Below are 18,660 nucleotides of genomic sequence, written 5' to 3' on the forward strand. Positions count from 1 at the left end.
AGACATCCCGCGCACGCATGCGGCAGCGTTCACGATGCCTTGAGACACCCGTTCACGATGTCCTGAAACCAGACACCCCCTCGCGCACCGCAGGGCAAAGGCCTCCGACCGGATGATCCGGACCGGAGGCCTTTCGCGTGTCACCGGAAGACGCGGCTGATCGCGCTTCCCGTCTGCAGCAGGCGCATCCAGTTCAGCAGGCGCTGCAGCGGGCGCAGCATCCGCCCGATCATGCCGCGCCAGCCGGCGTGGGTGGTCCACGAGCTCGTCAGGGTCAACTGCGTTCCGCCTGCCGCGGGCGCGAGGTCGAGGGTGAGGCTCTGCGCGTTCGAGCCCGGCGCGTCGGGGAAGGTGAACCGCCAGGTGACACGGGTCGGTTCGAGTGCCTCGAGTCGCTCGATCCGGCGGGCGAGGAACGGGGGCTTCACCGAGATCGGTCGGCCGTCGTCGCGGACGGTCCGCGCTCGCGCATCCCATCCGTCGTCGTCGCGGGGTGACACGGAATCGATCATCGGCTCCCAGTCCGGCATCCGTTCGGCGTCCGAGACGAGGGCCCACACGTCGGCGATGGATGCCGGGATGAACGTCTCGAAGCTCGTGCGCGGCGTCCGGCCGGCCCGTGCGTGCCGGGGCAGGTGCTCGAGGACATCGAGCTCGGCGGTCACGGCGTCCGCCGACGTGCCCAGCTGTTCCAGGATCTCGGCGATCATGCCGCTCGGCTCGATCACGAGGCCGCGCAGCACGTCCGAGGCGCCTCCGTCGCCGGCGAGGTTCAGCACGCGCAGCGCGCGGTCGTTCCACGCGTATCCGGACGTCTCATGGAAGACGATGCGGCCGGGCTGCTCGGCATCCGTCGTCACGCCCAGGGAGCTCAGCTGCTGGGCATGCTGTGCGGCGACGGCCGTCCGCACCGCTTCGAGTGTGACGCCCTTGCGGCGCAGGACCTGACCGGCGATCTGCTCATTCAGGGTCAGAGCCATCAGCAGATGCTCGATGTCGGCCTCACGCCGGCCTTCCCGGGACGCCTCCTCCATGGCGGCGAGGCTCAGTGTCTGCATCGTCGCGGCCATGGACAGGAAGCGGCTCATGCGTTCCTCCGCGGGAACGGGATCGACGGGTCGACGCGCTTGGCGTACTTCTTGTGAACCGCCTGGCGGCTGACACCGAGCGCATCCGCGATGTCCTGCCAGCTCAAGCCGGCGCGCAGCGCCGCCTCGACCTGACGGAGCTCGAGGGTGTCGGCGAGCTTGCGCAGCGACGACACGGCGCGCAGCCCGGCGCGCGGGTCGCTGATGTCGGCGGCCGCCGAGGCGAGGGTCGTGGATTCCATGCTGTCAACCTACGTTGCTTCGCCGGTCTTGTCAACGTCGGTTGCTTGGAGTGGGTGACCAGTCTCCGAATCCCGCTATAGCTCTTGCCGCCCACCCGAAGCGGATTGACGGGAATACCCCGCCCAGGTATAGGGTTGAGTCAGATATACCCCCTAGGGGTATTCGAATCGTACGAAAGGAAGCACCATGAGCACCACCGAGTACCAGGTCACCGGAATGACATGCGGTCACTGCGAGATGTCCGTCCGCGAAGAGGTCTCCCAGGTCACCGGTGTCTCCGGCATCGATGTCAGCGCGCAGACCGGCAAGCTCGTCGTGACCGGCGACCAGCCTCTGGACGACGCCGCGATCATCGCCGCCGTCGACGAGGCCGGCTACACAGCCGTCCGGGTCTGATGAACACCGTCGGCCGGCTCGGCCTCTACGGCGCAGGACTCGTCATCGCCTTCGGCGCCGCCTACGCGGCGGCCGGGGCACTCGTGCCGGCGAGCATCGTCGCCGAATGGACCCAGGCGGGCCACGCCGAACCGGCCGGCCACGCCGAACAGGAACAGCAGGGCGCCGATCCGGCGCCGAAGGAGGAGCAGAACGTGAGCGGCGTGACCATCTCGGCATCCGGCTTCGTCCTCGACCGCGTCGAGGCCCCGGCGGAGGCCGCCACCGAAGGGACACTGTCCTTCCGCATCCTGACGACCGCGGGTGAACCCGTGACCGACTTCGAGACCGCCCACGGAAAGCAGCTGCACCTCATCGTGGTGCGCAGCGACGGCACCGGCTATCGACACGTCCATCCCGAACTGGACGCCGCGACCGGCACCTGGTCGCTGCCGTGGACGTGGGATGCCGCGGGAACGTACCGCGTCTACGCGGACTTCACGGCGGACGGCAGGAGCGCCACGCTCTCCCGCCAGGTGGACGTCGCCGGCGCCGTCGCGCCGCGACCCGCGACGGCGATCGTGACGAAGGACGAGGTCGACGGCTTCGACGTCGCCGTGAGCGGCGATCTCGTCGCCGGAACCGGCAGCGAGCTCACCATCGAGGTCACCCGCGACGGCGATCCCGTCACGACGCTCGAGCCGTATCTCGGCGCCTTCGGACATCTCGTGGCCCTGCGCGAAGGAGACCTCGCGTACCTGCACGTCCACGCCCACGGAGAGGAACCGCGGCCCGACGACCTGGCCGGACCCACGGTCGCGTTCACCGCAGAGGTGCCGTCCGCCGGCCGCTACCTGCTCTACCTGGACTTCCAGGTGGACGGCGAGGTCCGCACGGCGCAGTTCGTCCTGGATGCCGCGGCATCCGCTTCCGTGCCCGGCGAGGAGCCGGCCGACGGCGACCACGGCGGACACTGACACATCGAGAAACCACCTGCCTCGCGGCGGGAACGGTTTCTCGCCCTTCGAACTCCTGAGGAGACACACATGAGCGACACGACGAACGACGTAGCCAGCGTGGAGCTGGAGATCGGCGGCATGACCTGCGCGTCCTGCGCCATGCGGATCGAGAAGAAGCTCAATCGTCTCGAGGGCGTCACCGCGACGGTCAACTACGCCACCGAGAAGGCGAAGGTCACAGCCCCCGCCGGCTTCGACACGGCACTGCTCATCGCCGAGGTCGAGAAGACCGGCTACACGGCCGAACTGCCGGCTCCGCCTGCAGACGCAGGTCAGGCCGACCCCGAGGACGCTCCGGATGCCGAGCTCACCGCTCTGCGCACGCGCCTCGTCGTCTCGGCGCTGCTGACCGTTCCCGTCATCGCGATGGCGATGATCCCCGCCCTCCAGTTCCCGTACTGGCAGTGGCTGTCGCTCGCGCTCGCCGCCCCTGTGATCGTGTGGGGCGCCTGGCCGTTCCACCGGGCGGCCTGGACGAACCTCCGTCACGGCGCGGCGACCATGGACACGCTCATCTCGATGGGCACGATCGCCGCGTTCCTGTGGTCCCTGTATGCGCTGTTCTTCGGCACGGCCGGTGTCCCGGGGATGACCCATCCGTTCGAGCTGACCGTCGCGCCGAGCGACGGTGCCGCGAACATCTACCTCGAGGTCGGCGCGGGCGTCACGACGTTCATCCTCGCCGGGCGCTACTTCGAGAAGCGCTCCAAGCGTCAGGCCGGCGCCGCCCTGCGCGCGCTGCTCGAGCTCGGCGCGAAGGACGTCGCCGTGCTGCGTGGCGGCATCGAGACCCGCATCCCGATCTCCGACCTCGCCGTCGGCGACGAGTTCCTCGTCCGCCCGGGCGAGAAGATCGCCACCGACGGAGTGGTCGTCTCGGGGACCTCGGCCGTGGACGCGTCGATGCTCACCGGGGAATCCGTTCCCGTCGAGGTGGGCCCCGGCGACGCCGTCACCGGAGCGACCGTGAACGCCGGCGGACGCCTCGTGGTGCGCACGACCCGTGTGGGCGCCGACACCCAGCTCGCGCAGATGGCGCGACTCGTCGAGGATGCGCAGTCCGGCAAGGCCGAGGTCCAGCGTCTGGCGGACCGGGTGTCCGGCATCTTCGTGCCGATCGTCATCGCGATCGCCGTCGTGACCCTGGGGGCCTGGCTGGGCGCCGGCTTCCCGGCATCCGCCGCCTTCACGGCCGCTGTCGCCGTGCTCATCATCGCGTGCCCGTGCGCCCTCGGACTCGCGACCCCGACCGCCCTGCTGGTCGGCACCGGCCGCGGCGCGCAGATGGGCATCCTCATCAAGGGCCCCGAGGTCCTCGAGTCCACGCGCACGGTCGACACGATCGTGCTCGACAAGACCGGCACCGTCACATCCGGTCGCATGACGCTCGTCGGCGTGCACCCCGCGGACGGCGTGGACCGGGCCGACCTGCTCCGGCTCGCGGGAGCCCTGGAGGATGCCTCGGAGCACCCGATCGCCCAGGCCATCGCGAAGGCTGCGACCCAGGAGCTCGGCCCGCTCCCGGCGCCCGAGGACTTCACGAACATCGAGGGCAAGGGTGTCCAGGGCGTCGTCGACGGACACGGCGTGCTCGTCGGCCGCGAATCGCTGCTGGCAGACTGGGCGCAGCCGCTGCCCGCCGACCTCGCAGCCGTCAAGGCCGAGGCGGAGCGACAGGGCCGGACGGCCATCGCTGTCGGCTGGGATGGACGCGCCCGCGGCATCCTGGTCGTGTCAGATGCCGTGAAGCCGACGAGCGCCGAGGCCATCGCGCAGCTGAAGGCCCTCGGCCTCATGCCGATCCTGCTGACCGGTGACAACCGCGCGGCCGCCGAGCAGATCGCGGCCGAGGTCGGCATCGACGAGGTCATCGCCGAGGTCCTTCCCGCGGACAAGGCCGAGGTCGTCACGCGCCTGCAGGCCGACGGCAAGGTCGTCGCGATGGTCGGCGACGGCGTCAACGACGCCGCCGCGCTTGCCCAGGCGGATCTCGGACTCGCGATGGGCACCGGCACCGACGTCGCGATCGAGGCCAGCGACATCACGCTGGTCCGCGGCGACCTGCGCAGCGCGGCCGACGCGATCCGGCTCTCGCGCCGCACGCTCGGCACCATCAAGGGCAACCTGTTCTGGGCCTTCGCCTACAACGTCGCCGCGATCCCCCTGGCGGCGCTCGGACTGCTCAATCCCATGCTCGCCGGAGCCGCCATGGCGTTCTCCAGCGTCTTCGTCGTCGGCAACAGCCTGCGACTGCGGTCGTTCCGCAGTCGTGCGACGGAGTCATCCACGTCGGCGGTCGCCGGCTCCCACCACTGAGAGGAACACCACATGTCCGAATCGACAGGATCCTGCTGCAGCATCGACGGTCGCGGCGGCGTCGACGCCGCAGGCCGCAAGGACCTTCTCGCCCGGTCCGCATCCGACCTGGCCGAATGCCCCGTCATGGCTGGCAGCGTCGTCGTCAAGGCGGATGCCGAAGCGGCCGGGCTCTACCGAGACTATGAGGGCGAGCGCTACTGGTTCTGCTGCGCGGGCTGCGGGCCGAAGTTCGACGCCGACCCCGCGAGGTACGTCGCGGCGGCGTGAGCCGGGACGCTGTGCGGGGCGCCCGACGGCCCCCGCACAGCACGGGTGAACGAGGAGGAGAAGAGGATGTCGGACCAGCACGAGAACGGTCACGCGGGGCACGGGGGGCATGAGGAGCACGCGGGGCATGATGGGCACCGCGTTTCGACTCGCTCCGCTCGCTCAACGAGCGACGGAGGGGCTCGCTCAACGAACGAAGGAGGGGCTCGCTCCGCGAACGAGGGAGGCGGACACGAGGCCCACGGCGGGCACGGCGGGCATGCGGGGCACGGCGACCACGTCGGGCCGTTCCGGCGGCTGTTCTGGATCATGCTGGTCCTCGCCGTCCCGACGGTCGTGCTGTCGGGCATGTTCGCGATGATCCTCGGGTACCGGCTTCCCGCGATTCCCGGCCTCGGCTGGGTCTCCCCCGTGCTCGGCACGGTCATGTACATCTGGGGAGGTCGGCCCTTCCTCACCGGCGCCGTCGGTGAGATCCGGGCACGCAGGCCCGGGATGATGCTCCTGATCGGACTCGCCATCACGGTCGCCTTCCTCGCATCGTGGGGCGCGAGTCTCGGCATCCTCCATCACGAGCTCGATTTCTGGTGGGAACTCGCCCTGCTCATCGTCATCATGCTGCTCGGCCACTGGATCGAGATGCGCTCTCTCGCGCAGACGACGTCCGCCCTGGACTCCCTCGCGGCCCTGCTGCCGGACGAGGCCGAGCGCCTCGAGCACGGTCAGGTGGTCGTCGTCGCCCCCGACGATCTCGTCGTCGGCGATCTCGTCGTCGTGCGCCCCGGCGGAAGCGTCCCCGCCGACGGCCGCATCGTGGACGGACGCGCCGCCATGGACGAGTCGATGATCACCGGGGAGTCCCGCACGGTGACGCGAGGCCCCGGCGAGTCCGTGACCGCGGGCACCGTGGCCACCGACTCGGGCCTGCGGGTCGAGATCACCGCCACCGGTGACGACACCGCTCTCGCCGGCATCCGGCGTCTGGTGACCGAGGCGCAGAACTCGTCCTCCCGCGCCCAGCGGCTGGCAGACACGGCCGCCGGCTGGCTGTTCTGGTTCGCCCTGGGAGCCGCGGTCGTCACGGCGCTGGTCTGGACGCTCGTCGGGATGCCGGACGAGGCCGTCATCCGCACGATCACCGTGCTCGTGATCGCCTGCCCGCACGCGCTGGGTCTTGCGATCCCGCTGGTCGTCTCTATCGCGACCGAACGCGCGGCGCGCGGCGGCGTCCTCGTGAAGGACCGGCTGGCGCTCGAGAGCATGCGGACGGTCGACACCGTCCTCTTCGACAAGACCGGGACGCTCACCAAGGGCGAGCCTGTGGTCTCCGACATCTCGGTGATCGACGGAGAGGGCGCCGACGCCGTACTGGCTCTCGCCGCGGCCGCCGAGGCCGACAGCGAGCATCCGCTCGCCCGTGCGATCGTGCGGGCGGCGTCCGACCGCGGGCTGCCGGTCGCGTCCAGCGCGGACTTCTCCTCGTCCCCCGCCGTCGGGGTGACGGCGACCGTCTCCGGATCGACGGTCCGGGTCGGCGGTCCGCACCTGCTCACCGAGGAGCGAGCCGAGGAACTCCCGATCGCCGACACGTGGCGCGCCGACGGTGCCATCATCCTGCACGTCCTGCGCGACGGGGCGGTCGTGGGTGCCCTGAAGCTGGCAGACGAGATCCGCCCGGAGTCGCGGGACGCGGTGGACGCCCTGCACGCGCTCGGCGTCCAGGTCGTCATGATCACAGGGGATGCCGAGGCCGTCGCCCGTTCGGTCGCGAACGATCTCGGAATCGACCGGTTCTTCGCGGGCGTCCGACCCGAGGACAAGGCTGCCACGGTGCAGGAGCTGCAGCGCGAGGGGCGGAGGATCGCCATGGTGGGCGACGGCGTCAACGACGCTCCCGCCCTGGCGCAGGCCGACGTGGGTCTCGCGATCGGCGCCGGAACCGACGTCGCCATCGCGTCGGCCGGCGTGATCCTCGCGAGCGACGATCCCCGATCGGTGCTGTCGGTTATCGAGCTCTCGCGCGCCGCCTATCGCAAGATGAAGCAGAACCTGTGGTGGGCCGCGGGGTACAACCTCCTCTCCGTGCCGCTCGCGGCCGGGGTCCTCGCACCCGTCGGCTTCGTGCTCCCGATGTCGGTGGGGGCGATCCTCATGTCGCTGTCGACGGTCGTCGTGGCGGCGAACGCGCAGCTGCTGCGCCGGCTGGATCTGCGCCCCGAGGTGACGACACGCGCGATCCTCGGACGCTGAGCCGGGTTTCGCCGTCCGCCGGACTCGGACAGAATCAGGCGTGACGGACGGAGGACCATGGAAGCCGACGGTGTGCCCGGAGCCCACCCGGATGAGCCGCATACGCAGGGCCTCGCACAGCGGCTGAACTGGCTGCGCGCGGGTGTCCTCGGGGCGAACGACGGGATCGTGTCGACCGCGGCCGTCGTGGTCGGTGTCGCCGGCGCCACGGCGGACACCGGGCCAGTGTTCATCGCCGGGGCCGCAGCGCTCGTCGGAGGCGCCATCTCGATGGCGCTCGGTGAGTACGTCTCCGTCTCGAGTCAACGGGATTCGGAGCGTGCGCTCATCGCGAAGGAGAAGCGCGAACTCGCCGACGACCCCGAGGCCGAGTTCGCCGAGCTGATCGGGCTCTACGAAGCGAAGGGCCTGTCCCGCGAGACCGCGACGCAGGTGGCGCACGAGCTGACCGCCGAAGACGCCCTGGCCGCGCATCTGTCTGTCGAGCTGAACATCGACGAGGACGACGTGGTGAGCCCCTGGCATGCCGCGTTCGCCTCGGCCGTCGCGTTCGTCCTGGGCGCGCTGCTGCCGATGGCGACGATCCTGCTCGCGCCGCATCCCGCGCGCATCGCGCTGACATTCGTGACGGTGCTCGTCGCTCTCGCGATCACGGGATACGTCGCCGCGTGGATCGGCGGCGCGAACCGGGCGCGCGCGATCGTGCGGACGGTCATCGGCGGCGCGCTGGCGCTCGCCGCCACCTACCTCGTCGGCAGTCTGTTCGGCACGACCGTCGTGTGACGCGGGATGCGCCGGTCGCGGTACGGGTCGAGGATGCTGGGGCGGCCGAGGCTCAGATCCAGCCGCGCTCCTCGGCGAGGAGCACCGCCTGCTGCCGGGTCGCGACCTGGAGCTTGCCCAGCACGGCCGACACGTGGTTGCGCACGGTGCCGGGTGCGAGGGAGAGAGCGCGTGCGATCTGTCCGGTCGTCTCACCGCGGCGGCCGGCGCGGAGCACGTCCAGCTCGCGGTCGGTGAGCGGGCAGCGCTCGTCGCTCAGCGCGTCTGCGGCGATCTCGGGGTCCACGTAGCGCCCACCGGCGGCGACGCGACGGATGACCTGGGCGACCTCGTCGGCGCCGCGCGACTTCGGCAGGAAGCCCGAGACGCCAGAGGCCAGCGCGCGCCGCAGCACACCGGGGCGGGCATGGCGGGTCACGACGATGCAGCGGGTCGGGACGCGGCGGTTCAGCTGTTCGGCCACCTGCACGCCGTCGAAGCGCGGCATCTCCAGGTCGAGCAGGCAGATGTCCGGCTCCAGGCGCGTGGCCTCGGCGATCGCCTCAGCACCGTCGGCGCACTCGGCCACGACCTCGATGTCGTCCTCCAGGCGCAGCAGTGAGGCGAGGGCCGACCGGATCATCGCCTCGTCGTCGGCCACGAGTACGCGGATCATCGTGCTCCCTCCGGGACCGTCACGACGACGGTGAACTCGGTGCGCCCGCGGTCGATCCGCACATCTCCGCCGGCCTCGGCCGCGCGGCGCTCGATGCCTTCCAGGCCGGACCCGTCGGGGCTCGCGGCCGAGGAGCCGGCGTCGTTCGCGATCTCGTAGCGCCAGGCGCCGTCGGTGCGGGTCAGCGAGAGCCGCGCCCACTTCCCGCCGCCGTGACGCAGGACGTTCGTCGTGGTCTCCCGGATCACCGGTCCGAGCACGGATGCCGGGGCGGCGTCGGCCGCGGCATCCACCGTGGACTCCGCGGTCGTCCCGGCCGCCCGCAGCAGATCGACCGCGTTCGCGATCTCGTCGGTCAGCGGCACCGAGCGGAACCGCAGGGCGAGATCCCGCGTGCCCTGACGCGCTTCGTCGACGCTCGTCCTCGCGAGCCGGATCTGATCGAGCGCGGCGTCCGGGTCCTTGGCCATGAGGCGCTCGGCGAGTTCGAGCTGCAGCGCGATCACCTGCAGGTGGTGCCCCTGCAGGTCGTGCACGTCGGTCGCCACCCGGAGCCGCTCCTGCGTCGCGCCCAGGCGCGCCTCGGCGACCCGCGCCCGGTCGAGGGTCCTCAGCACGTCCCACCACCACAACGAGGTGACCGACATCACGGGGAGGAGGATGGCGAAGACGGCGAACACCCACCACGCGGCCTGCGCGGCCGTGTCCACCGCACCGGTGCGCTGATCGACGACCCACAGGGCGATCAGCAGGGCGGTGGCGGCGAGGACCAGTCGCAACCGCACCCCGCGCGGCCAGTTCAACAGCACCAGAGGCTGCAACAGCGCGATCGCCGCCACGGTCCACATCCCGGTCACCGCACCCGCGGCGACCGCGTAGGCGGCGCCGACCACCAGGGGGAGGAGGAACCGCTGCCAGGGTCCGGTCCCGGCCGTCTCGTCTCGATGCCGGTACGCGAGCAGCAGCATCAGGGTCGCGCCCCACCAGGCCAGTCCGCCGAGACCCACCACGAGAACGGCGCCGACCGTTCGACCGGTCTCGGCGAGAGCGCCCATGGCGAACAGCACGACCAGCAGTTCGAACAGGATGACGGCGGACGCCGTGTACCACCACGTCGCCGTGATGCCGCGCGCGAGGCGGCGCGCTCCGACGGCGCCGTCTCCCAGGGCTTCCGCCGCGTCGTCTCCCCCGGTCGGACTCGTCATGTCCTCCACATTACGGCCATGACACATGTCACCCACGGAACGTGCGGACCGCCCGGAATCCGGTGACAGCGGCACACTTCCCGGCCGCCGCGACGGCCGGTGAAATGGAGTCATCGCCAGGCGGAAGGGCCGCCGCGGACAACCACAGGAGCAGGACATGAACCTCATCGAGACCTTCCAGAACCTCGTCGCACAGGTGCCCGAGTTCATCCAGCCGCTGATCGTGGCCGCGGCCGGTGCCGTGCCGTTCATCGAGGGCGAGGGTGCCGCCGCCATCGGGATCATCGGCGGCATCCCCCCGGTGATCGCCGCCATCGCGGCCATCGTCGGCAACTTCGTCTGCGTCGCGGTGCTCGTCTTTATCAGCGCCGGAGCGCGCAACGCGGTCGTCACCCGGCACCGCGCGAAGGTGCAGGCCCGCGAGGCCGTCGCGGTGGGCGGCTCGGGGGCGACCGTCACCGTGCCGGTCGACGAGCCGGAGGAGAGCGAGCGCAAGGCCGCGCGGCGCGCGAAGTTCCAGCGGGCGCTGGAGCGCTACGGCGTTCCCGGTGTCAGCCTGCTCGGCCCCCTGCTGCTCCCCACGCAGTTCACCGCCACGATGCTCGCGGCCGGCGGCATCGGCAAGGCGCGCATCCTCATCTGGCAGGGCGTGGCGATCGTCGGCTGGACGACCCTCATCACGCTGATCCTGACCGGCGTGATCCACGCTGTGGCCTGATCGACCGGCGGAAGCGCAGGGCGGGTGGCGTCACGCCACCCGCCCTGCGCGTGCTCCGAGGAACCGCGCGAGGCCGGGCACTCCCCCGGTCCGCAGCGCCGCGAGCTGCCGCTCTGCACCGGTGCCGGCCGATCGGATGTGCGCGATCCGCTCGCGGACGAACGCGGTGTCGCCGGTCCGCTCCAGCTGAGGCTCGATGAGCCGCATCAATTCCTGGAGGAGCATCCGGGCGTTGGAGACCTCCCCGGTGGACGGATCGATCAGGGCGGCGTTCAATCCCTCGCGCGCCGCCATCCAGAGCGTGGCGTCGATGAGGTCGGTGTCGAGGGTGGTCCCGGCATCCTGCTCCGTCGTCAGGATCGCGCGGGTCAGGGCGGCCAGCAGGAGCGTGTCGTCCGGGTCGAGCTGGGAGTCGAACACGCGCACCTCGACGGTCGGGAACCGCTCCGACAAGCGCGCCGCCCATGCGAGGGACGCCGCGTCCGGCGCGGCGCGCACACGGATCAGCTCCTTGAGATGATGGCGGTAGTGCGCGTGATCGCGGAACAGGGGAGGGCAGCCCATGGTCGGCAGCCGCCGCATGAGGACGGTGCGCCAGCTGCGGTAGCCGGTGATGCGCGAGTGCCAGAACGGCGAGTTGCCGGCCAGGGCGAGCAGCACGGGAAGCCAGGGGCGCAGCCGGTTCAGCGCACGGACGCGGTCTTCGGGGTCGTCGATCTCGACGTGCACGTGCAGCCCGCAGACGTGATGTCCGCCGGCGATGTCGGCCAGCCAGCGGGCGATGTCCCGGTAGCGCGTCGTCGGAGAGATGTGCGCATCCCCCGTCCCGAAGGGCGTTCCGACCGGCCCGAGAACGCAACCGTCCTCGCGGGCGAACTCCGCGATCGCTGCGCGGGCTCCGGTGATCTGCTCGCGCGCCTGCATCAGCGTCTGCGCCGGAGAGGTGGCGTACTCGAGCTGGCAGGTGAGGAACTCGCTCGTGAAGGCGCCGGCGATCTCGGCATCCCCGAGGGTGCTTTTCGCTCGCGCGGCCGCGGGGACCGGGGGCGAGAGAGTCGGGGTCGAGGAAGAAGTACTCCTCCTCGACCCCGAAACGTGTCATGGCTCACCGCCGGTGCAGCGGGACTAGTCCTTGACCGCGTCCTTGACGTTCTCGGCAGCCTGCTTCACATCGGCCTTCGCCTGCTGTGCGCGACCCTCCGCCTCGAGCGTCTCGTCGTCGGTCACCTTGCCGGCCGTCTCCTTGACGTGCCCGGCCACCTTCTCGGCGGCGTTCTTGGCCTTGTCGTCGATTCCCATGTCATCCTCCTTCGTTCGGATGACCCACTCTGCGCCGAGCGGTGCTCCAGGTCGACGGGGTTGACGCACACGGCCTCAGCGGTTATCGGCGCCGGGCGGGCGGAAAGCTCGCGGTTTCGGGGGAGATGGGCGGCGGATGCGGCATCCGCGCTGTGCGCCTATCTCCTCCCGGAACCTGCGACCCGGACGGGTCCTCCCCCACCTTCACGGGCCGCGATCCGTGGTCCGAGACCATGGACGCGGCCACTCACCCTCCCCTATGGTGAAGGTGCATGTGAACGGGGATCGATCGTCACCGTCTCACCCCAGAAGACGGTTGGTTCTCCCCAGAGCCGGACGATCCTCACATGCGATTGGGCCCCCTCGAGTAGTTCAGTCCCCAATGGGCTATTCGAGGGGGCCGCTATCGAGACATCATCCCACGATTTTCCAGATTTGTCCCCCAAATGGGGGACAAGTTTCCGGATTTCGGGTTAGGCTGTATCCGACGCACCCTCCGGTCGTCTTCTGGCCCTCATCGCTCCCCCCGCGATGGGGGCCACTTCCGTTCCTGCCGCCGCTTCGGATGCCGGCGCATGACGCGCATGCAACATTTGGGTTACCTTCTTCGCGCTGGCCGTTTCCGCGAACGCCGTGCTCCACTAGCGTTAGCCGTGTCGGTGCATCCTGCGTCGGCTTTCTACCCAGCAGAACGGCAGTACATGAGCACCCAGGGCACGGTCAAGTGGTTCAACTCGGAGAAGGGCTTCGGCTTCATCTCCCCTGACGACGGAGGCGCCGACGTGTTCGCGCACTACTCCGCCATCCAGTCCTCCGGCTACCGCTCGCTCGACGAGAACCAGCGCGTCGAGTTCGATGTGGCGCAAGGCCCCAAGGGCCTGCAGGCCGAGAACATCCGCCCCCTCTGAGGGCGAATCTTCACTGAGCTCCCCGACCGGTGCGCAGATCCGCGCATCCGGCGGGGAGTTCTGTGCTTCTGAGGGCTGGCCGGGCCGGTGTCTTTCCGGGGCCGCGCGTCACGGCGTGAGCAGCAGGCTCCGCAGTTCGCCGACGTTCGCGGCGCGGAACGCCGCGTCATCCCCCTCGACCGGGTCGCTGAAGCCCCACTCGACGAAGATGACCGGCACGCCGTTCGCGGCGCCGCCCTCGACGTCGTGATGACGGTCGCCGATCAGCACGGGTCGTGACACGTCCGCCCCGCGCTCGTCGAGGCGCCGCAGCGCCTCCGCCACGATGTCGGTCTTGGACGCGAGCGTGGCCTCATCGGGTGTCGCGCCGACCGTGGTCAGGAAGGACGTCCGCAGGCCGAAGTGGTCGACGAGCGCGTCGACCTGCATCTCGGGCTTGGAGCTGGCCGTCGCCTGCGGGATGCCGTCGGCGTGCAGTTCGCGGATCAGCTCCGCCACCCCTGGGTAGGTGACCACATCGGTGGTGTAGCCATCCGCCTTGCCGAGCGTGCGGTAGAACGCCACGGCTTCCCGGGACTGCTCCGGGGTCATCCCCGCCTGGTCCTGGAACGACTGGAACATCGGCGGTCCGATCCAATGCGTGAGCTGCTCGTAGGTGGGAGCGGGGTGACCGAAGTGCGTGAGCGCGACGGTCAGGCGGCGCAGGATGCCGACGGAGGCATCCACGATCGTGCCGTCGACGTCCCACAGCACGCAGGAGTACGGGGAGTGGGGCATGCTTCCAGCCTAGGTGCGCCGGAGGGTGCGCTCCGACCGTCAGAACAGGCGGGGGACCCCGGACTCGATGCCCTTCATCTCGTCGTAGTCCAGGACGAGGCAGCGGATGCCGCGGTCCTCGGCGAGCACCCGGGCCTGCGGCTTGATCTCCTGCGCGGCGAAGACGCCGGTCACGGGTGCGAGGTGCGGGTCGCGCCCCAGGAGCTCGAGATAGCGTGTGAGCTGCTCGACGCCGTCGATGTCCCCGCGGCGCTTCACCTCGACCGCGACCGCGGCGCCCGCGGCATCCCGGACCATCAGGTCCACAGGGCCGATCGCGGTCGGATACTCGCGGCGCACGAGCGTCGTGCCCTCGCCGAGGAGCTCGACCTGTTCGGCGAGCAGGCGCTGCAGGTCGGCCTCGACGCCGTCCTTCTGCAGGCCGGGGTCGATCCCGAGGTCGTGGTTCGTGTCGTGCAGGATCTCGTAGATCTGCACCCGGAGCGCATCCCCGGTCTTCTTGTGCGTGACGCGCCAGACTTCGACGACGCCGGCGGTGGACTCCTCTTCGCCCGGAGCCTCGGTCGCGAGCGAGCACGGCGGGCTCATCCAGTTCAGCGGCTTGTAGCTCCCGCCGTCGGAGTGCACGAGCAGGCTGCCGTCGCCCTTGTGCACCAGCAGGCGCGTGGCGAGGGGCAGATGGGCGTTGAGACGGCCGGAGTAGTCGACCGAGCAGCGGGCGATGACGAGACGCACCCGACGAGCCTAACCGTCCCGGCGGCGCGCTCGGCGCGTCACCCTCCGAGGAACTCGAACAGTCCCAGCTCCGTGGCGGCGGCCCTGGCGATGAGGAATCCGAGGATGCCGATGATCCATGCGGTCGTCTCCCCCGCGGTGCGCTGCATCCAGGCGGCGAGGCGCTCGAGCGGACCGGCGATCGCGCGGGCGGCGACGACGCGGATCAGCAGCAGCATCAGCGCGGGCACGATCATCACCAGGCAGTAGCCCACGAGCGCGAGCACGCGGACCGAGGTGTCCACTCCGGAGTCGGCGAGCATCGTCATCCCGACGATGTACGGCACCATGGTGGCCACCTCGACGACCCCGGCGGCGATCGCGACCGAGACGAGCGCCCACCGCGTGGCGTCGGGGGCGAGCAGGCGTGCGCGCCAGCGTGCGATGCGTCCTTGCCCGGCCGTGTCCGCGGTCGCGGACTCGGACCCGACCTCGCCGGCTGCCGGCGGCCCCGCCGGGACCTTCTGCTTCGAGGACGTCGGGATGAGGAACGATCCGACGAGCAGCCCTGCACCGACCACGAGCCGGACTGCGGCCCCCGCCGGAGAGGACAGCATCTCCGCGGCGACGTCGACGACGTTCACCAGACCCCACAGGAACAGAAGTCCGACGACGAGATAGAAGCCCGCGATCGTGACGAGGTACAGCAGGACGCGCCCGACCCGCACCCGCCCTGGCGCGAGCAGCAGGAAGAGCGGGATGAGCAGCGTGCCGATGCTGAGGCTGTCCACGAGTGCGAGCACGGCGAGCGACAGCAGCAGCGGGGCTCCGGCGAAGATCTCCATGCGTCCAGCGTCCTGTCACGCCGTCGCGGGCGGATCGGGCGAAGGTCGCGATGGGCACTCATCCCTTGGTCGGATGTGACGGGCGGGCGGGCGTGATTGCATGGGGTGATGGAGGGGATGAGCCGATCGCGCGCCGGGGCGGCGTATCTCCGGCACCGATGGCTGCTGGATCCCCTCGCGATGGCGCTGCTCGGCGTGATCTTCGCGGCGTTCGGGTTCCGCGGGATCTGGGGGCCGTTCACCCTCCCCGGCATCGAACTGTCCCCGTGGTGGGCGCTGGCCTTCGCCCTCCCGGCGTGCGCCCTCGCGCTCGCCAAGCGCCGGCATCCGATGCTCGTCCTCGTTCTCGTGTCGCTCCTGTTCATCGGGGACGTGCTCACGGTGGGCGGCATCGGGACCCTGCTGGTCCTGCTCGACGTGCTGTGGACCGCGGTCTTCCTCGCGAGCCCGCGCATGCGCGGCATCCTCGCGGGCTGTCTCATCGGCGCCGTGGTCGTGCTGTTCGTCGCGGCCCTGTTCGCCACCCGTGCGGACCTGCCGACGGCCTTCGTGATCGCCGTGCAGTTCGGCGCCATCTTCGGCACCGACTACTGGTGGGCGGTGGCCGTGTCGCAGGCGCACGAGCTCGCCGAGCTCCACCGGCTGCGCGCTCAGGAGGTGGAGAGGCAGGCGGCGCGGGACCAGGAGGTCGCCGTGCGCCGCGAACGAGAGTCCATGGCGCGCGAACTGCACGACACGGTCGCCGGTCACGTGCTGGCCATGGCCATCAGGTCGGAGGCCGCGCTGTCGAACCCCGCGGATGCGCACGCCGATCGCGCGGCTCTGCAGGCGGTGCGGGATGCCGGGCTCGACGCCCACTCCGCCCTGCGCACGATGATCACCGTCCTGCGCGACGGCGACGCCGAGCTCGTCGCGCCCCTCGGGGCCGCCGACTGGGATCGGGCCGTCGAGTCGGCGCGCCGTTGCGGGCTGTCCGTCACGGCCGGCGAGGCGCCGCGCGGTCTCTCGGCCCCCGTCGAGCAGGCCGTACTGCGGGTCGTGCGCGAAGGTCTCGCGAACTGCGAACGTCACGCCGCGGGTTCCGCTGTCGACGTCGCGGTCGCGCGAGAGCCCGGAGAGGTGCGGGTGTCGGTCGAGTCCCGCGGCGGCCGGCCTCGCCCCGGTGCGCAGGGATCCGGCTGGGGGCTGAGCATGCTGGGCGAGCGGGTCCGTGCCCTCGAGGGCACCTTCTCCGCCGGGCCCGTCCCCGGGGGATGGTCCGTGCAGGCTTCGATCCCCGAGGAGGCGCGGTCGTGACGGCGTCGGTGCGCGTGCTGCTGGCCGATGATCACGGTGCGATCCGCGAGGGCCTGCGCATCATGCTCGAGACGCACGGAATCGAGGTCGTCGGCGAGGCCGCCGACGGCGACGTCGCGGTGCGCAACGCGGCGGCTCTGCGCCCGGACGTGGTGCTCATGGACCTGCGGATGCCGGGTCGCGACGGCGTCTCCGCGACGCGGGAGATCGTCGAGCGCGGCCTGGCCGACGTCCTCGTGCTGACGAGCTTCGACGAGGACGACCTCGTGATGGGAGCGCTCGCTGCGGGAGCGGCCGGATTCCTGCTCAAGACGGCCGATGCGCCCACGCTCGTGCAGGCCGTGCGTGCCGTCGCCGCGGGGCACGGCACGCTGGACCCGCGCGTGACCCGGCGCGCGCTCGCCGCGATCGTCTCCGCGGCCCCCACCGACACGGCCGAACCGGGCGTCGAGGTCGAGCTCACCGCCCGCGAGCGCGAGGTGCTCGACGGCATCCAGAGCGGACTGTCGAACGCGCAACTCGCTCAGCGGCTCGGGATCTCGGTCCCGACCGTGAAGACCCACGTCTCCAACGTGCTGGCGAAGCTCGGCGCGCGCAGCCGTTCGCACGCCGCGGCCCTCGTGCGCTCGGGCGCCGTGAGCATCCCCGGCGACCGGTGAACCGCGTCAGCGCACGGCGGTCTTCTGGGAAGCGGTGAGCGGACGCGCCGCTCCCGAGGCGAGACCGGATGCCGCGACGAGCGCCACCAGGATGAACAGCGTGTTCAGCAGCCCGATGTGCTCGCTGATGAGGCCGAGCACCGGCGGACCGCACAGGAACGCTGCGTAGCCGATCGTCGCTGCGGCGCTCACGCGCGCCGCGGCCTTGGCCGGATCGTCGGCGGCGGCGGACATGCCCAGCGGGAAGCCGAGCGAGGCCCCGACACCCCACAGCGCCGCACCGACGAACACGAGCGGCAGGTTCGGGGCGAGGATGAACAGCAGGATGCCTCCCGCCGCCGAGACCGCGAGGATGCGCAGCACGAGCACGCGGCCGAAGCGGTCGACCAGCGGACCGCCGAACACGCGGACAGTGGTCATCGCGACGGAGAAGACGGTGAGTGCTGCCGCACCGTTCTGGGCGCCGAACCCGTGATCCTCGGAGACGCCGAGCGCCAGCCAGTCGTTCGCGCCGCCCTCCGCGAAGGCCATGCCGAGGATGACGATGCCGAGCACGTAGGTGCGCGGCTCGCGCCAGGCCTCCAGTGCCGTGTGCGTGCGTTCGCGCCAATGGGGCTTCTCCCCCGGTTGCGCGGTGTCCAGGGCCTCGTCGCGATTGGGGACGTTCGCGATGGAGACGAACGCCGTGACCAGGATCAGCACGGCGATGACGCCCGCATGCGGCGCCACCTCGACGTGAAGCCGCGTGGCCGCCCACGCGGCACCGGCGCCGATGACCGTGCCGAAGCTGAAGAAGGCGTGGAACAGCGGGAGGATCGTCTTCCCGGCGTGCTGCTCCACGGCGGTCGCCTCGACGTTCATCATGACGTCGAGACACCCGTTCCCGAACCCGAACAGCACGAGACCGACGATGACCACGGGGAACGATCCGAGGACGGTGGCGCCCAGGCCCACCACGGCGATCCCGACCGCGAGCATGACGAGGAGCATGAGCATCCCCCGGCGCGCACCGGTCCTGGCCATGACGGCGGGACTCGTCGAGACGCCCACGATCGACGCGATTCCCATGCCGAGCAGGAGGAGCCCGATCTGGGCGTTGTCGATGTCGAGCGCGGTCTTGATGTCGGGGACGCGCGCGGCCCAGGTCGCAATCGAGACGCCGCTGGCGAGGAAGATCGCGAAGATCGCATTGCGCCACCGCACGTACTGGGATCGGGTCAGCCGGGCATCCATGCTTCAC

The 18,660-nt window shown here is 70.8% G+C and carries 19 protein-coding genes and 1 pseudogene; 10 read left to right on the forward strand and 10 right to left on the reverse strand.

The window, feature by feature from the left end; genetic code table 11:
• Positions 1-140 precede the first annotated feature (140 nt).
• Both AC3RXZ_RS16380 and AC3RXZ_RS16385 read right to left on the reverse strand, forming a co-directional pair.
• Positions 141-1,088 (reverse strand): SRPBCC family protein, encoded by a 948-nt coding sequence (locus AC3RXZ_RS16380; RefSeq protein WP_491494719.1) that lies wholly within the window; start codon positions 1,086-1,088, stop codon positions 141-143.
• Positions 1,085-1,330 (reverse strand): helix-turn-helix domain-containing protein, encoded by a 246-nt coding sequence (locus AC3RXZ_RS16385; RefSeq protein WP_243228392.1) that lies wholly within the window; start codon positions 1,328-1,330, stop codon positions 1,085-1,087. The genes AC3RXZ_RS16380 and AC3RXZ_RS16385 overlap by 4 nt, the downstream gene beginning before the upstream one ends.
• Before the next feature lie 187 nt (positions 1,331-1,517).
• On the opposite strand from AC3RXZ_RS16385, the gene AC3RXZ_RS16390 reads away from it, so the two are divergent.
• The 6 genes from AC3RXZ_RS16390 to AC3RXZ_RS16415 all read left to right on the forward strand — a co-directional run bounded on the left by AC3RXZ_RS16390 (position 1,518) and on the right by AC3RXZ_RS16415 (position 8,344).
• Complete coding sequence (locus AC3RXZ_RS16390; RefSeq protein ID WP_243228391.1) at positions 1,518-1,727, forward strand: heavy-metal-associated domain-containing protein; 210 nt, start codon at positions 1,518-1,520, stop codon at positions 1,725-1,727.
• On the forward strand, positions 1,727-2,683 hold the full coding sequence (locus AC3RXZ_RS16395) for a DUF8832 domain-containing protein (RefSeq protein ID WP_491494720.1): 957 nt from the start codon (positions 1,727-1,729) through the stop codon (positions 2,681-2,683). The genes AC3RXZ_RS16390 and AC3RXZ_RS16395 overlap by 1 nt, the downstream gene beginning before the upstream one ends.
• A gap of 69 nt (positions 2,684-2,752) precedes the next feature.
• Complete coding sequence (locus AC3RXZ_RS16400; RefSeq protein WP_491494721.1) at positions 2,753-5,041, forward strand: heavy metal translocating P-type ATPase; 2,289 nt, start codon at positions 2,753-2,755, stop codon at positions 5,039-5,041.
• A gap of 12 nt (positions 5,042-5,053) precedes the next feature.
• Positions 5,054-5,311 (forward strand): YHS domain-containing protein, encoded by a 258-nt coding sequence (locus AC3RXZ_RS16405; RefSeq protein ID WP_491494722.1) that lies wholly within the window; start codon positions 5,054-5,056, stop codon positions 5,309-5,311.
• A gap of 66 nt (positions 5,312-5,377) precedes the next feature.
• On the forward strand, positions 5,378-7,561 hold the full coding sequence (locus tag AC3RXZ_RS16410; protein ID WP_498265596.1) for a heavy metal translocating P-type ATPase: 2,184 nt from the start codon (positions 5,378-5,380) through the stop codon (positions 7,559-7,561).
• 57 nt (positions 7,562-7,618) lie between these two features.
• Positions 7,619-8,344 carry a VIT1/CCC1 transporter family protein gene (locus tag AC3RXZ_RS16415; protein ID WP_243228386.1) on the forward strand — a complete coding sequence of 242 codons (726 nt, stop codon included), beginning with the start codon at positions 7,619-7,621 and terminating at the stop codon, positions 8,342-8,344.
• A gap of 52 nt (positions 8,345-8,396) precedes the next feature.
• On the opposite strand, the gene AC3RXZ_RS16420 is transcribed toward AC3RXZ_RS16415, so the two are convergent.
• Together AC3RXZ_RS16420 and AC3RXZ_RS16425 are read right to left on the reverse strand one after the other, a co-directional pair.
• Positions 8,397-8,999: a response regulator transcription factor gene (locus AC3RXZ_RS16420; protein WP_243228385.1), complete on the reverse strand. Its 603-nt coding sequence runs from the start codon at positions 8,997-8,999 to the stop codon at positions 8,397-8,399.
• Positions 8,996-10,204, reverse strand: coding sequence for a sensor histidine kinase (locus AC3RXZ_RS16425; RefSeq protein ID WP_491494724.1), 1,209 nt, complete (start codon positions 10,202-10,204; stop codon positions 8,996-8,998). The genes AC3RXZ_RS16420 and AC3RXZ_RS16425 overlap by 4 nt, the downstream gene beginning before the upstream one ends.
• 157 nt (positions 10,205-10,361) lie before the next feature.
• On the opposite strand from AC3RXZ_RS16425, the gene AC3RXZ_RS16430 reads away from it, so the two are divergent.
• Positions 10,362-10,922, forward strand: a complete 561-nt coding sequence (locus AC3RXZ_RS16430) for a small multidrug efflux protein (RefSeq protein WP_243228383.1) — start codon at positions 10,362-10,364, stop codon at positions 10,920-10,922.
• A 30-nt stretch (positions 10,923-10,952) separates the two neighbouring features.
• Here AC3RXZ_RS16430 and AC3RXZ_RS16435 read toward each other — a convergent pair.
• Positions 10,953-11,960, reverse strand: a pseudogene (locus AC3RXZ_RS16435) (carboxylate-amine ligase); the annotation flags it as partial.
• Between the two features lie 87 nt (positions 11,961-12,047).
• Complete coding sequence (locus tag AC3RXZ_RS16440; RefSeq protein WP_243228381.1) at positions 12,048-12,221, reverse strand: CsbD family protein; 174 nt, start codon at positions 12,219-12,221, stop codon at positions 12,048-12,050.
• A gap of 701 nt (positions 12,222-12,922) precedes the next feature.
• Between AC3RXZ_RS16440 and AC3RXZ_RS16445 the strand changes: the two genes are divergently transcribed.
• Complete coding sequence (locus AC3RXZ_RS16445; RefSeq protein ID WP_136034351.1) at positions 12,923-13,129, forward strand: cold-shock protein; 207 nt, start codon at positions 12,923-12,925, stop codon at positions 13,127-13,129.
• Positions 13,130-13,237: 108 nt separating this feature from the next.
• Here AC3RXZ_RS16445 and AC3RXZ_RS16450 read toward each other — a convergent pair whose 3' ends face one another.
• Genes AC3RXZ_RS16450 through AC3RXZ_RS16460 form a run of 3 tightly spaced genes read right to left on the reverse strand, consistent with a single transcriptional unit; the run spans position 13,238 to position 15,465 of the window.
• Positions 13,238-13,906 (reverse strand): HAD hydrolase-like protein, encoded by a 669-nt coding sequence (locus AC3RXZ_RS16450; protein WP_491494725.1) that lies wholly within the window; start codon positions 13,904-13,906, stop codon positions 13,238-13,240.
• A 39-nt stretch (positions 13,907-13,945) separates the two neighbouring features.
• Entirely contained in the window at positions 13,946-14,641 is a 696-nt protein-coding gene (gene nucS / locus AC3RXZ_RS16455) for an endonuclease NucS (RefSeq protein ID WP_491494726.1), read from the reverse strand.
• 38 nt (positions 14,642-14,679) lie between these two features.
• The gene (locus AC3RXZ_RS16460) at positions 14,680-15,465 is read right to left on the reverse strand and encodes a GAP family protein (RefSeq protein ID WP_491494727.1); all 786 of its coding nucleotides are present in this window, start codon (positions 15,463-15,465) and stop codon (positions 14,680-14,682) included.
• A gap of 117 nt (positions 15,466-15,582) precedes the next feature.
• Here AC3RXZ_RS16460 and AC3RXZ_RS16465 point away from each other — a divergent pair, with 117 nt between their 5' ends.
• Positions 15,583-16,761 (forward strand): sensor histidine kinase, encoded by a 1,179-nt coding sequence (locus AC3RXZ_RS16465; protein WP_491494728.1) that lies wholly within the window; start codon positions 15,583-15,585, stop codon positions 16,759-16,761.
• Positions 16,719-17,420: a response regulator gene (locus AC3RXZ_RS16470; RefSeq protein ID WP_491494729.1), complete on the forward strand. Its 702-nt coding sequence runs from the start codon at positions 16,719-16,721 to the stop codon at positions 17,418-17,420. The genes AC3RXZ_RS16465 and AC3RXZ_RS16470 overlap by 43 nt, the downstream gene beginning before the upstream one ends.
• Before the next feature lie 6 nt (positions 17,421-17,426).
• Here AC3RXZ_RS16470 and AC3RXZ_RS16475 read toward each other — a convergent pair whose 3' ends face one another.
• Positions 17,427-18,653 (reverse strand): MFS transporter, encoded by a 1,227-nt coding sequence (locus tag AC3RXZ_RS16475; RefSeq protein ID WP_491494730.1) that lies wholly within the window; start codon positions 18,651-18,653, stop codon positions 17,427-17,429.
• Between the last annotated feature and the right edge of the window lie 7 nt (positions 18,654-18,660).

The organism is Microbacterium cucumeris (assembly GCF_058349845.2).

Coding starts and splice junctions, on each gene's coding strand:
- AC3RXZ_RS16405 (WP_491494722.1), top strand. CDS start 5,054: ATGTCCGAATCGACAGGATCCTGCTGCAGCATCGACGGTCGCGGCGGC.
- AC3RXZ_RS16450 (WP_491494725.1), bottom strand. CDS start 13,906: ATGCCCCACTCCCCGTACTCCTGCGTGCTGTGGGACGTCGACGGCACG.
- AC3RXZ_RS16470 (WP_491494729.1), top strand. CDS start 16,719: ATGGTCCGTGCAGGCTTCGATCCCCGAGGAGGCGCGGTCGTGACGGCG.
- AC3RXZ_RS16400 (WP_491494721.1), top strand. CDS start 2,753: ATGAGCGACACGACGAACGACGTAGCCAGCGTGGAGCTGGAGATCGGC.
- AC3RXZ_RS16440 (WP_243228381.1), bottom strand. CDS start 12,221: ATGGGAATCGACGACAAGGCCAAGAACGCCGCCGAGAAGGTGGCCGGG.
- AC3RXZ_RS16380 (WP_491494719.1), bottom strand. CDS start 1,088: ATGAGCCGCTTCCTGTCCATGGCCGCGACGATGCAGACACTGAGCCTC.
- AC3RXZ_RS16430 (WP_243228383.1), top strand. CDS start 10,362: ATGAACCTCATCGAGACCTTCCAGAACCTCGTCGCACAGGTGCCCGAG.
- AC3RXZ_RS16420 (WP_243228385.1), bottom strand. CDS start 8,999: ATGATCCGCGTACTCGTGGCCGACGACGAGGCGATGATCCGGTCGGCC.
- AC3RXZ_RS16395 (WP_491494720.1), top strand. CDS start 1,727: ATGAACACCGTCGGCCGGCTCGGCCTCTACGGCGCAGGACTCGTCATC.
- AC3RXZ_RS16385 (WP_243228392.1), bottom strand. CDS start 1,330: ATGGAATCCACGACCCTCGCCTCGGCGGCCGCCGACATCAGCGACCCG.
- AC3RXZ_RS16410 (WP_498265596.1), top strand. CDS start 5,378: ATGTCGGACCAGCACGAGAACGGTCACGCGGGGCACGGGGGGCATGAG.
- AC3RXZ_RS16425 (WP_491494724.1), bottom strand. CDS start 10,204: ATGACGAGTCCGACCGGGGGAGACGACGCGGCGGAAGCCCTGGGAGAC.
- AC3RXZ_RS16415 (WP_243228386.1), top strand. CDS start 7,619: ATGGAAGCCGACGGTGTGCCCGGAGCCCACCCGGATGAGCCGCATACG.
- AC3RXZ_RS16445 (WP_136034351.1), top strand. CDS start 12,923: ATGAGCACCCAGGGCACGGTCAAGTGGTTCAACTCGGAGAAGGGCTTC.
- AC3RXZ_RS16460 (WP_491494727.1), bottom strand. CDS start 15,465: ATGGAGATCTTCGCCGGAGCCCCGCTGCTGCTGTCGCTCGCCGTGCTC.
- AC3RXZ_RS16465 (WP_491494728.1), top strand. CDS start 15,583: ATGAGCCGATCGCGCGCCGGGGCGGCGTATCTCCGGCACCGATGGCTG.
- AC3RXZ_RS16475 (WP_491494730.1), bottom strand. CDS start 18,653: ATGGATGCCCGGCTGACCCGATCCCAGTACGTGCGGTGGCGCAATGCG.
- AC3RXZ_RS16390 (WP_243228391.1), top strand. CDS start 1,518: ATGAGCACCACCGAGTACCAGGTCACCGGAATGACATGCGGTCACTGC.